This window comes from Paraburkholderia solitsugae (assembly GCF_013177695.1).
GTDB lineage: Bacteria > Pseudomonadota > Gammaproteobacteria > Burkholderiales > Burkholderiaceae > Paraburkholderia > Paraburkholderia solitsugae.
In genome coordinates, this window is the sequence record NZ_WOEY01000166.1 from 105194 (window position 1) to 117908 (window position 12715).

Below are 12715 nucleotides of genomic sequence, written 5' to 3' on the forward strand. Positions count from 1 at the left end.
ACATGCAAAGAATCGTCTTTCTCGACCGCGCCACGCTTGCGCCGCAGATCGTGTTGCGCGAGCCGCGCTTCGATCATCAACTGATCGAACACGATCACACGACGCCGGATCAATTGCTGAAGCGGCTGGCCGGCGCATCGATCGCGATCACCAACAAGGTGCCGCTGACGAAAGAGGTCCTCGCGCAACTACCGGATCTGAAACTCGTCGCGGTTGCCGCCACCGGCACCGATTGCGTCGATAAAGCCGCCTGCCAGGAACTCGGCATCGCGGTGAGCAATATTCGCGGCTATGCGATCAACACCGTGCCCGAGCACACCTTTGCACTGATCCTCGCACTGCGGCGCAATCTGATCGCTTACCGCGACGACGTGCTCGCCGGCGAGTGGCAGAAGTCAGGGCAATTCTGCTTTTTCACGCATGCGATTCACGATCTGGCCGGCGCGCGGCTCGGCATCATCGGCGAAGGGGTGCTTGGGCAGCGCGTCGCGGAAATCGGCAAGGCCTTCGGCATGCTGCCGATGTTCGCCGCTCACAAGGGGAGGACGGGTCTCGGCCCGCTTTACACGCCGTGGGACGAGGTGCTCGCGACCAGCGACATCATCACCGTGCACAGTCCGCTCACACCGCACACGCGCAACATGCTTGCCATGCCCGAGTTCCGCGCGATGAAACGCAAGCCTTTGATCATCAACACGGCGCGCGGCGGACTGGTCGACGAAGGCGCGTTGGTGCAGGCGCTCGACGAAGGTTTGATCAGCGGTGCAGGTTTCGATGTGACCGCGAGCGAACCACCCCCTGAGGACAATCTGCTGATGCGTGCGGCCGGCCGGCCAAACGTCATTCTGACGCCGCATGTCGCATGGGCGTCGGACGAGGCACAACAGTGTCTTGCCAATCAGTTAATGGACAACATCGACAGCTTCGTCCACGGTGCGCCCACCAATCTGGTGTTGGGGTCATATTGACTGGCAAGGGATACCGCGTCGCGCCGCGCGCGGATCGTCGGATGAATCAGGTCCACATCGATTGCGAAGAGAACTAGCTCGTTGCCGACAAATATCTGACTACTCCGGACGAGAAAATGGCCTCTCCTCAACCGAATGTTCCATCCCATCGCGCTGTAGTCCCCGGTGGCCGCGGGCGCGGAGAATGCCAGCGGCTTTCTGACTATCCCGCTCGGACCGCGCGACCGTTCAGCGCAGATTTTTTTTTCGCATTAGCATAGGAAGGGTCTTCAGTGCCGTTCGGTGGAGTGAATCACCGGACCATTGCCACTGAACCATCAACGTGTGCGGGTCGCGCAGTCATCCCCACCTCAGCCCATCGCAGGCTCACACTGCGAACCTGCCGTTCGACGTGTTGTTCGAACAGACGGAAATCATCCATCCAATCGCATCGATTGAACGAATCGTTAGTTAATATGAGGAATGTACGCACATCATTCATAGTCGGCGTGCTTATCGTCGAGTTGGTATTCGGTGCCTTTTTACTGTCACACAAAAGCCACCGCGCGACGGCCGACACCGACGTCACGACAAATAGCTCGGCGCAATGGGCTGCGACTTCTCCCCAATCGGGTGACGCCCGTGTGGCCGCGGGAAGTGTGATCGCCGCGACCGCTCTGGCCGGCAACACAGCGACTGGCGCCGGGCAGTCTACGAGCGGGATCGTGGTGGCGCAATCCGACTCGCCAGCTCAAGGCGCCGCGCAAGCGGCGCGACCGGACACGCGACCACGCGAACCGGTCGCCGTCCGTCGTTACGTTGAGCCGAAGAGCAGCCCACCGTCGCGAACCGAAAGCAGGCATGACAGTCTGCAGCGTCATGGCTCGAATCCGGTTGCGTCTGCGATGACGGATGAACTGGTCAAAGGGTCCGCGAAACTCGATCCGGCACTGCCGCCGCCGTCGGCGCTACCGATGCCCCCGCCGGATCAACCCAGCCGTAACAACGCGGACCATCGCGGCTCGAATCCGGTTGCGGCTGCAATGACTGAGCAGCTTGTCAGAGAGTCCGCGAAACTCGATCCGGCACTACCGCCGCCGGACCAGTCCGGCGTGAAGTAAGCGCGCGGCGCGAAGCGTGAGTTGCTATCGGTAGAACACGTAGTCCGCGAGATAGGGCGAGCTTCCGGATTCATGTTCCGTCAAACACGGTGCCGTCGGCGCCAACCCGCCGACGGTATGCACGCGCTGTACATACCGCACCGCGGAAAGTGCGCCGCTACCGGACGCGCTATGCGCTTCGAGTAACAACTGCGGGATGCTCGCCGGTGTTTCGCTAGGCCGCTGTGCGATCACGCGGCCTATGATCCGGCTGCCATCCTCCGCTTCCCATGACGGCCCGGCGCCATGCCGGACCGCGGCGTGGCCGCTCGCGTCGTAGAGCGTCGCGAGGGGACTCTTGAACACCCATCCGAGACGATGCTGTGCGTCGAATTCGCACGAGTAATTCTGTACGCCGGACGCGGTGAGTGTCATCACGCGCTCGGCTTGGGGTGGGGCTATGGATGCACTCGGCGGACTTACGGGTGGTGTGACACACGCGGCTAGCATAGATGCGGCGAGGGTCGCGAAGCTTGCTTGCGAAATAGTCCTGAGCATGGATATCACCTCGAATGACCGAGTGAGTGGCAGAGCATGGCGATTGTAGCCGTTGAGTATGGCCGGTGAAACGGCTAGTCGGGATAGTACGCGTGATCTTATGCGTGCCGGGAATCCGCTTGCGCGGCTGGTTGCAATCTCGTTCGCGCGGCTATCGCTCCCCTGCCACACGGGCAATTCGATCCCGGACTACGCCAATCGCCTGCTTGAGAGCGAAAACGTCGTGGAAGTAACGCTGCGGCATCCGGATCTGGTTGGCATGCGCATCGATGTGCTCGATCTCGTCCTGCCATTGTGCAATCTGGCTCGGGGTTGGATGGCGGTTTCTCCATATTTCATCTTCCAGCGCCTTGATCTCGCGATACCAGACAACCAGGCGTTTCTTTATCCGCGCCTCGGCCATGCGCGGCAACGCTTGCAGCAGCCCCAACAATAAAGCCATGAAGGGGAGCAGGATCAGCAGACGTCTTTCGACAAAGCTGGCCAGCCAGAATGGCAGGTAGCGCTGCAGGAAGGGGCGCCCCGTTTTGAAGTAACGCTCGCTCTCTTCGGAAACAGGAAATTCCTCGGTGTTCAGATTGGGAAACACGCCAAGCGGCGTGAAGTAATCTTCGCCGCCGTGGACGGTTTTGGCCGCGTCGAGCAACAGGTAGACCAGCGCGGGGTGCAGCGTGTCTTTGGCGACGAGCAAAGCGGTAGCGGCGAGTAGCGTGACGTCGGTTTGCGGCAAATCGTTGACGATGCTGGTCGCGGCGCGCGGAAACGTCACCTTGGATAGCGACGGGAATTTCTGCACCAGCGCATCGGCCTGCGCAAAACTCATCAGTTTGAGATCGCTGTTCAGCAGCGTTGTCTGCATCGCCGCATCGGGTCGGCCGATAAAGAAAGCCGCATCCAGTTGACCATTTTCGAGGCCTTGGTAGGCCTTGGTCGCGTCCATTTCGAGCAGCGTCGTATTGTCCTGTGTGATGCCGCTGTACCCGAGCAAGACTTGGGAGACGTTCAGCAGGCCGCTGCCAGGAACACCGATTGAAATCTTCTTGCCGCGTAGTTGTGCCAGCCGGTTGATGGTGGACTCGCCACGGTAGAACACCCAGATCGGTTCATAGGAGACGGCGGCGATCGTCTGCAGGTGGTCGGTGTCTTTCGGGCTGGTGGTGCCGGACTGGATGAAGCCCACCTCATATTCGCTGTCCGGATCTTTCAAGCGCTGATAGTTTTCGCTCGAACCCGATGAGCTGCGGATATCGAGCTTAATGCCATCGCGTTTCAGGATCGGGGCATAGCGATCGGCAAAGCCGCGATAGATCCCGTTGTCGGCTCCGGTTGTGATGACGATCGTGTGCCGGAAGGCGGGTTCGAGAATGACCGCTATCCCCCAAGCTAGCACGGCCGTCAGCAGTATCACGCCGGCGATGACAAGCCGCCGGCGACCCGGTGTCATCGGGACTTTTTCATTGCGAAGAAGCGCAGGGTCGTGCTTGGGCATTGTTTGCCTCTCTCGTTCGGCGCTGCTCGCCAGGTCTTTGCCGCGCGCGGTCGAGGTGGAGATGGCGTCGAGGTCGCAGCGTTGTCAATAGTTGCAGGCGGCGCCGCGAAGTTTGTCGCGTGAAGCGTTGGCCTTGCCGCGCTGCGGGGGGTGTCTGACAGACAGCATGGATAATGCAGCGCCTTGAACGCCTTGTCCACATCCGTGCTTCAGCTTGCGATCGTCGCGATGAGTGAACAATCAATGCTGCATGGAATGTCGCGCGCCATCCGGCACGAATACATAACCATGACTGCGCACGGTCTGGATGAACCTCGGCGAGGAGGGGTTGGTCTCGAGGATTCTGCGCAACCGCCACACCTGGACATCGATCCCTCGACCGGTATGATCGTCCTCCGGGCCGTGCAGCAACTCGAGCAGGTGCTCCCGGGTCAGCGTGCGCATGGGGTGATTGACGAAGACCTTGAGCAGCGCGAATTCTCCCGCCGAGAGCGTGAGCCGGCTGTTCTCCATGTTGAGTGTCCGCAACTGAAGGTCGAGCGTGAATGGGCCGAATCCAACGACATGGTGTTCTTTGCGCGCGGCGCTCGACGCAGACTGGGTTTGTCGCCGCAATACGGCCCGCATGCGCGCAAGGAGTTCGCGAGGATTGAATGGTTTGCCGATACAGTCGTCCGCGCCCATTTCGAGTCCCACGATCCGGTCCATGTCGTCGGCGCCTGACGTCAGAATCACCGGGACCGTGTTGCCCGCGGCGCGTAGGGTGCTCAGCGCGGCAAGCCCATTCACGCCTTGCATGATCTGGTCGAGGACAATCAGATCGGGCGGATCCCGTTTGATATGTTCTCCGAGCGACCTCACCTCATGCAGAACGGAGACTGCCATACCCTCCCGTCCGAGGAAGTCGGCCAGCGACCCAAGTAGATCGACATCGTCGTCAACGACCAGTATCTGAGTTGTCATAGTAGGGAAATCGAACGCTTAGGCCGGAAAACGGGTTTGCAATAGCGGTGGCTGCGACATCAGGTTTGCCGACTTTGTCGTGCAAGCTTTCAATGCCGTCAGGATGCGATTGACCCGCGAATGTTGTGCTCCGACTTCTTTAACGGAGCAACCCGCAGGAATCCGTCGCCGAATGTTGATTTTTTGTCCTGGCGGCACGCGGTGGGTTTGCGCGGCATCACGCGACCTATGCGGCAAAGGAGTTCAGTCTTTACGACTTGCCTGATCCAGTCGATACTTGGGCGGTTTTTGCATTCGGAATAGCCTTCGATGGTTATAAGCGCCGTTGTTCGCTTGAAGCAGGCGCGAAGGCAACAAGGTCGAAACCAGCATCGAGCCTGGACGATATGCGAAACGAATTGTTTTTGTCTGCGTGCATCCCGGTGTGGCGCTTCGGACAGTACTTCGCCGCCAGTGGGACGTTAGTGGCGCGATTCCAACCAAGAAAAAGACTATTCATGAAAACTTCACTGATCACCACCTGCGTTACAGGCCTTGTTCTCGCAGCCGTTGGCACTGCTCAAGCGCAAACTGCCGCGGCGCCGTCGGCGGGTGCGACGGTTCCCGTGACCGTCGACAATTTTGTTCGCGCGGAAACAGACATGTATGTCGTTGCGTTGGCAAAACAAGGCGGGCTGGGGAAACTGCTCCATCGCCGGGAGCCCGCATCGATCGATCATCAAACCGTCATCCGCCTGAATCGCGACACGCTCTATTCATCGGGTGTCTTCGATCTCGACGCCGGGCCGGTGACGATCAAGATGCCTGATCCGGGCAAGCGTTTCATGGCGATGCAGGTTATCAACGAGGATCACTACACGCCGAACGTCTTCTACGGTGGCGGAACACATACCCTGACGCGAGAGAATGTCGGGACGCGTTACGTCGTCGTCGCGATACGAACGCTGGTCGACCCGAATAGCCCGGACGACATCAAGCAGGTCCACAGCCTGCAGGACGCGATCACCGTCAGCCAGAAGGCGCCGGGCAAGCTCGACATGCCTGACTGGGATGCCGTGAGTCAGAAGAAGACTCGCGATCCGCTGCTGGTTCTCGCTTCCACGATTCCGGATTTCAAGCGGGCATTCGGCACCAAGGAGGAGGTCGACCCGGTTCGACGCCTGCTCGGCACCGCGGCGGCCTGGGGCGGCAATCCGGACAAGGACGCCACCTACCTCAACTTCACGCCGGCGAAGAACGACGGCAAGACCGTCTATCGGCTCTCGGTCAAGGACGTCCCCGTGGATGCGTTCTGGTCAGTGAGCGTCTACAACGCGCAAGGGTACTTTGAGAAGAACCCGTCAAACGCGTACTCGATCAACAACCTCACCGCGAAGAAGGGTAGCGACGGTTCAATTACGATGCAGTTCGGTGGTTGCGATGGACAGGTGCCCAATTGCCTGCCCGTTGTCGCCGGCTGGAATTACACCGTGCGACTGTATCGTCCGCGTGCCGAAATTCTCAGCGGTGCCTGGACTTTCCCGGCGCCTCAGCCCGTTAATTGAGCTAACGAGTTGACGGCTGTTGCGGATCGCATTTTCGGCAGGTCCGAAAACGCAACAGCCGTACTCGCGCCCAACTCGCCGCGCTGTTGCTCTGGTCATGGCGTGCGCCGCCTTCCTGGGGTTACAGGCGGCGAATCGGCGGATAGTGAAAACGTTGCTCGAGATGGGCCGCGCCCGGTATGTAGATGCGAAGGATGATGTAAAACAGGCCATCCGGCGCAGGCAGCCAGTTGGATTGCGTTGCGGCGTCGGCCGGTGGCGCTGCCGATAAGCGCAAGGTCAGGCCGTGCTCGTCGTAGCGCAGTTGCGGCGAGCGATCGCCGATCGAATGTCGGTCGATCACGTTATCCACCAGCATGCACGAGGCTTTGTCATACATCGTGATCGACCAGAAGGCCTGCGCCTGCGGCAGACCATCAGGCGGGAACGTGAGCTCGTACGTATGGCGCCCGTCGAGCGGCCGTCCTTCGCTGTCGCAGTCGGCGGAGACGTACATGGCTTCCTTGATGCCGAGCGCACCGATATAGTTCCGGCTGACGTGCGCGCGCGTCAGGTAGTCATCGCCGAACGACGCGCGGACTGCCACCGGCAGGAACCATCCACCACCAAGCGCCGACGGTTGCGGCACGCCCAGTTCGTCAATCACCTGGCCGAGAGCACTGCCGAGGGCGGCGAGCGTCGGCGCCTCGAGCGTGGACGCGTCGGTCTCCGCACCGATACCGACGGCAGCGAACCGAGCGACGAGCGCGGATTCCGCGGCAGGCGGACGATTGCGCACGAGGGCTGCGTTGACCGCCGCCGCATAGAGCCGCGGATCACCCGCTGCCGTACGTCGCACCACGCCGACGTCGAAACGCCGCTGCGCGGGTTGACCGCTGAGCGTCTTCAACACGAAGCGATCCTGCAGGGCATGCACGGCGGCCAGATCGTCCGTTCCGTCGACAAGGATGCGGCCGATCATCCAGACGTCTCGCGTGGGGCAGGCGATTGGCGTGAGATCGTCATCGGCGGGCGGCGCGACCTTGCCGTGATGGAGAACAAAACGCCGCGCCCCGTTGCCGGTCGTGCGCGTGCCAATCGATTCGAACGGGTTGGTGCAGAAGTCCAGCAGACCGAGCACGTAGTAGCGGCCCGCCGTGTCGGGCACCTCCAGCACGAGCGGTTCGTCGCCAAGGTCCAGCCATGCGCTGAGGTACAGCGTGTCGTTGTTGGGCGTCACGACTTCGCGGTTCCGCGGGCCCAGCAACTGCCGTCCGCGCACCAGTTGATTGATCCAGCCGAGCGTCGAATCCGGACTGCCACCGGCAAATTGGCCGCTGTCGTCACGACGCGGGCACATCGCCGCGCGCATGCGCGTCATTTCGAATAAAGGCAGGGTGTAGAGCACTGCATTGCGGGCGAGTGCGCTGATGTTTTCGCTTGAAGTACAAGACATGGATGCCGCTCCGGCAATAGACGGGAAGGAGTCGGATCAAGCCTACCGGGACGGCCAGATAACGGAACTAGGGTTTCGCTATGTTAAACACTTGTGAGGCCTCCGCTGCCTATACTTTGCGCTCCTAAGGCTTGCAAAGGGATCGCGGTATCCCGCCTCCTGTGCGCTCCCGCGCATGCAAGCAGATCCTCACGGAGTTTCTCGCATGACCATTGGCAATGCACAGCAGGAATGGGCTTATGTCGCAGGCGTTCAGGCATTCATATACGGGTATCCGCTCGTCGAGATCGTGCGCACGTGCGCGCTCATGACCGCCGTCGACGAGCCGCAGAACAACGGGCGCGCGCCGATCAACCAGTTCTCGCATTGCCCGCGGCCGTGGACACACGAGGACCGTGATGTCGTCACGCCGGCCAATGACCTGCTTTACTCGATGGCCTGGCTGAACCTTGCTGACGGCCCCGTCATGCTGACGACGCCGGCGCCGACCGGGCGTTACTTCGTGATGGAATTCATCGACGCGTACAGCGATAACTTTCATAACCTCGGCCCACGCGTGGTGGGTCCGTCGGCGGCGAGCTTTGCAATCGTCGGACCCGGCTGGTCGGGCTCACTGCCACCCGGTTCGATCGAAATCCGCTGCCCGACGAATCTCGTGTGGGTGCTGGGCCGTGTGCTGATCGACGGTGTCGAAGACATGGAGGACGCGCGTGCCTTCCAGGCAGGCTTCACCCTGCGCGCGACGGCGCCGGGCCGCTTGCCGCGTGCAGTCGCGGCCTACCAGTCCTGGGCGGAGTCAGGCGAGGCGTTCTTCGCGAACCTGGCGAGAACGATGGCCGACGATCCGCCGCCTGCGGTGGATACGGGACTCGTCGCGCAGTTCTCCCGCATCGGCATTGCACCGCATCGAACGTTCGACGCCGATGCACTCGGCGACGCGCAGGTGGCAGCTTTGCGAAGGGCGGTCGCGGCCGGTGTCGAGATCGTCGACGGTCATACCCGTAGCCGTCGCGCGCGCTCGTGGTCGATCAACTATGCGGGGGGGCGATTGGGCACGGACTATCTGGCGCGCGCCTGTACCGCAATGAAAGGCCTCGGCGCGCTCGCGAGTGAGGAGGCGCTCTATGCGCTCTGCGACTTCGACGGGCACGGCGAACCACTCAACGGCGAGCATGGCTACGTCTTGCGTTTTCCTGCTGGAGGACTGCCGCCCGTGGATGCCTTCTGGTCCGTATCGCTCTACGGCAGCGATTTCTGTTTCGTGGACAACCCGATCCGGCGCTATGCGATCGGCGATCGCCCGCGTGATCTGCGCTATGGCCCGGACGGTTCGCTCGAGATCCTGATCCAGCGCAGCCAGCCGCAGCAGGGACACTCGAACTGGTTGCCCGCACCCGCGGGCCGGTTCTATCTCATCTTGCGCCTGTACCATCCGCGCGAGGCGATCCTGTCAAAGGACTATACGATTCCGCCGGTCGAGCGGGTCGAGCGCCGCCAGCTGGCAGGATGACAAAGGCATGGATACCACTCCGCGTAGGACAGTAGGGGTGGGTCAAGCCTAACAATCTGACAGGATGCCGATCCTAGAGTTTCGCTATGTTAAACATGCATGGAAGCGGGATAGCGGATATGTTTCAATTGGCGCAAGCACGCGCCGAGCGCTTTTCCCGTACGAAACGATGGCTCCGAATCCACTCCGCAATCCCCAGTTCGCCACGACGCTCGCGCATGGTCTCGCGTTGTTGAACTGTTTCAAGGTCGGCGACCCGATTCTCAGCAACAAAGACTTCGCCGAGCGCACTGGCCTGTCGAAAGCGACGGTGTCGCGGCTGACGTATACGCTCGCCATGCTCGGCTTTCTGCGCTATGACAACACCGTACGCAAATATCGGCTGGGCTCGGCGGTCGTGTCGGTGGGCTACCCGCTTCTGCAAGGCCTGCGTATCCGCGAACTGGCGCGACCGTTGATGAGGGAGCTTGCCGACGTGGCGCGCGGATCGGTGTCGCTCGGGATTCGTGACCGCTCGCAGATGGTGTATGTCGAGACTGCGCGCGGTCATGAATCGCCGACGTTTCGTCCGGATACCGGTGCTTCGCTGCCCATTCTCGCTTCCGCGATGGGCCGGGCCTGGCTGGGCCGCGCCGAACCCGCGCAACGTGCTGCCGTGCTCGAGCAGGTTCGCGTTTGCGATCCGGCGCAATGGGACGCGTATCACGCCGACCTCGCGGCCGCCCTACGCACGTTTGCAGAGCGCGGCTTTGCCCTTAGCGAAGGCGATTTTGAGCGTGAAATCCATGCGGTCGCCGTACCGATGCGCGAACCGATCAATTCGGAAACCTTCGTTTTCAATTGTGGCGTGCCGCGCTTGCAACTGACTGACCGGACACTCGTCGACGTGATCGCGCCGCGCCTCGTGGCGATGGTGGACACACTCGAACGGCAGCTTGCGTCGCAGCAAGTGGGCGGTGACGACGTGCGAACCTCGCCCAGTCCACCGCTTGTTGAGCGGGTATCCGTGGACTCGTTTCCCGACGACGACGATCGTCAATTCGCCATCACGCTCGCGCGCGGTCTGGAAATCCTGCGCTGTTTCCAGCCCGGCGAAGTTGCGCTAGGCAATAAGGATTTTGTGGCGCGTACGGGTTTGTCGAAGGCCACGGTGTCCCTGGTTGCCTACACGTTGACTGAACTCGGCTACTTGCGTCATGACGAAGTGGCGCGCAACTATCGGCTCGGCGGCGGTGTGCTGTCGATGGGCTATCCGCTGCTGGCCGGCATGCGTATCCGGCAGATCGCGCGGCCGTTCATGCGCGAGCTTGCGCTTCAGGTGCGCGGGTCCGTATCGCTTGGCATGCGGGACCAGTCGAATATGGTCTACATCGAATGTTGTCCGCGCGATAAGCGAATTCGTGCGCGGCCCGACGTCGGTGCGGTGCGTCCGATTCTGCGGATGGCAATGGGACGGGCGTGGCTAGCGGCGGTGGCGCCGCAGGAACGGGAGGTGGCGCTGAATCGGCTACGCATCGCCGTGCCCGACCAGTGGCAACAGTACGGGGCGCAGGTGCAGCAGGCGCTTCACGATTACCAGCAAACCGGTGCTTGCTTCTCCTATGGGGATGCGCAGAAGAACGCCTACGGCGTCGGTGTGCCGTTGTGCGCACAGGTCGACGCTGAGACGCTGGTGTTCAATTGCGCGGTGCCGGCACAATCGGCGCAGGGACGCCGGTTGATCGACGATATCGCGCCACGACTCTTGGCGATGGTCTCGAACGTCGAGATTGCGGCTGGCTTGCGGTAGCGCGTGCAGCGGTCGTCCCGCTCGACCATTCAGGCGCTTTTGCGCTAGCCTGTCTCCGATCGGCGTGCTGCGCTCCGGTGTGGCCGTTGAAGTGGAAGCCGTTATCTCCCTTACACAAGCGTGAACCCAACGCGCGTCATTGGAACAACTATGTCTTCTCCTCTCTCGCTTGCTGCCGTGGACGCGTTGCGCGCGCTCACACCTGGTGCTCAACGCACCACGCATTTCAATCACGCGGGGGCCTCGCTGCCGTCCTCCGCCACGCTGGAGGCGATCCGCGCTTACCTTTGGCTCGAAGCTACGACGGGGCCGATGGAAGCCGGCGTGGCCGGACGTGAGCAGACTGAGCGGGCGCGCTCGCTTGCTGCGCGACTGCTGAATGCCCGGCACGCCGAGATCGCTTTGACCACTGGCAACTCGGCCGGTTGGGGCGCCGCATTCGCCGCGTTGGGACCTTGGGCGTCCGGCGAGCGGATCCTGGTCGGGCGTCACGAATGGGGCGGGAATCTGGCTGCCATGCGCCTGTCGGCGCAGCGCGCGGGGGCGACAATCGAAGTCATTCCGTCCGATTCCAGCGGTGCGGTGGATCCGTCGGCGCTGGAGGCCATGCTTGACGACCGTGTGCGCCTGATCGCGCTGACGTGGATGCCGGCGAACGGCGGACTGATCAATCCGGCCGCGGCGATCGGGCAGGTCGCACGCCGCCACGGCATTCCATACTTCGTCGATGCTGCGCAGGCGGTTGGGCAACTTCCTGTCGATGTCGTTGAGGTGGGGTGCGATGTTCTGACCGGTGTGTGCCGCAAGGCGCTGCGTGGTCCGAGAGGCACCGGCCTGCTGCATGTGCGAGAGGATTTTCTATCCCGTTTGACGCCCGCATTCGTCGACATGCGATCTGCGCCGCCGGGTGTCGACGGCGAACCCGTCTTGCGGGATGACGCGGTGCGCTTCGAGCCGGCGGAAGCGTCGCTGGCATTGCACTGCGGACTGGCTAATGCGTTGGAAGAGGCATTGGAGATTGGCATTGAAAATATTCGCGCGCGGATCGACGGCATTGCACAAGCGCTGCGTGTGCAACTCGCCGCGATCCCCGGCGTGACGGTGCTGGATCAGGGCCGGGAGCAGTCCGGGCTGGTGGCGTTCAACATAGCGGGTCTGGAGGCGGTATCGGTACAGCGCAAGCTGGCGGATCAGGGTGTCGTGATCGGCAGTAACGGTGTCGCCTACACGCCGTTTGATATGGAGTCCAGAGGACTGAAGCAGATCGCACGCGCGTCGGTCAGCTATCTGACGACGGAGTTGGAGATCGGCAAGTTGCTGGGTGGCGTACGCGCGTTGGCGATCCAGTGACCCGCTACGTTCTCCGCTTGGTCAACGTTT

10 protein-coding genes are annotated in these 12715 nt (G+C 61.9%); 6 read left to right on the forward strand and 4 right to left on the reverse strand.

Annotation, left to right across the window (positions count from 1 at the left end; genetic code table 11):
• Positions 1-2: 2 nt before the first annotated feature.
• Positions 3-968 carry a D-2-hydroxyacid dehydrogenase gene (locus GNZ12_RS41175; protein WP_172318309.1) on the forward strand — a complete coding sequence of 322 codons (966 nt, stop codon included), beginning with the start codon at positions 3-5 and terminating at the stop codon, positions 966-968.
• Positions 969-1591: 623 nt separating this feature from the next.
• The gene (locus GNZ12_RS41180; RefSeq protein ID WP_172318311.1) at positions 1592-2068 is read left to right on the forward strand and encodes a hypothetical protein; all 477 of its coding nucleotides are present in this window, start codon (positions 1592-1594) and stop codon (positions 2066-2068) included.
• 24 nt (positions 2069-2092) lie between these two features.
• Here the strand turns inward: GNZ12_RS41180 and GNZ12_RS41185 are convergent, their stop codons facing one another.
• From GNZ12_RS41185 to GNZ12_RS41195, 3 genes are all read right to left on the reverse strand, one after another.
• Positions 2093-2605 (reverse strand): DUF3455 domain-containing protein, encoded by a 513-nt coding sequence (locus tag GNZ12_RS41185; RefSeq protein ID WP_172318313.1) that lies wholly within the window; start codon positions 2603-2605, stop codon positions 2093-2095.
• Positions 2606-2756: 151 nt separating this feature from the next.
• Positions 2757-4049: a TAXI family TRAP transporter solute-binding subunit gene (locus GNZ12_RS41190; protein WP_172318423.1), complete on the reverse strand. Its 1293-nt coding sequence runs from the start codon at positions 4047-4049 to the stop codon at positions 2757-2759.
• A gap of 285 nt (positions 4050-4334) precedes the next feature.
• Positions 4335-5057, reverse strand: coding sequence for a response regulator (locus GNZ12_RS41195; protein WP_172318315.1), 723 nt, complete (start codon positions 5055-5057; stop codon positions 4335-4337).
• 497 nt (positions 5058-5554) lie between these two features.
• Between GNZ12_RS41195 and GNZ12_RS41200 the strand changes: the two genes are divergently transcribed.
• On the forward strand, positions 5555-6601 hold the full coding sequence (locus GNZ12_RS41200; protein ID WP_172318317.1) for a DUF1254 domain-containing protein: 1047 nt from the start codon (positions 5555-5557) through the stop codon (positions 6599-6601).
• 121 nt (positions 6602-6722) lie between these two features.
• Here GNZ12_RS41200 and GNZ12_RS41205 read toward each other — a convergent pair whose 3' ends face one another.
• On the reverse strand, positions 6723-8036 hold the full coding sequence (locus tag GNZ12_RS41205; RefSeq protein ID WP_172318319.1) for a DUF1254 domain-containing protein: 1314 nt from the start codon (positions 8034-8036) through the stop codon (positions 6723-6725).
• Between the two features lie 205 nt (positions 8037-8241).
• Between GNZ12_RS41205 and GNZ12_RS41210 the strand changes: the two genes are divergently transcribed.
• The 3 genes from GNZ12_RS41210 (at position 8242) to GNZ12_RS41220 (ending at position 12685) form a co-directional block, all read left to right on the forward strand.
• Positions 8242-9546 carry a DUF1254 domain-containing protein gene (locus GNZ12_RS41210; protein WP_172318321.1) on the forward strand — a complete coding sequence of 435 codons (1305 nt, stop codon included), beginning with the start codon at positions 8242-8244 and terminating at the stop codon, positions 9544-9546.
• Positions 9547-9715: 169 nt separating this feature from the next.
• On the forward strand, positions 9716-11335 hold the full coding sequence (locus GNZ12_RS45440) for an IclR family transcriptional regulator (protein ID WP_172318323.1): 1620 nt from the start codon (positions 9716-9718) through the stop codon (positions 11333-11335).
• A gap of 150 nt (positions 11336-11485) precedes the next feature.
• The gene (locus GNZ12_RS41220) at positions 11486-12685 is read left to right on the forward strand and encodes an aminotransferase class V-fold PLP-dependent enzyme (RefSeq protein WP_172318325.1); all 1200 of its coding nucleotides are present in this window, start codon (positions 11486-11488) and stop codon (positions 12683-12685) included.
• Positions 12686-12715: the final 30 nt, after the last annotated feature.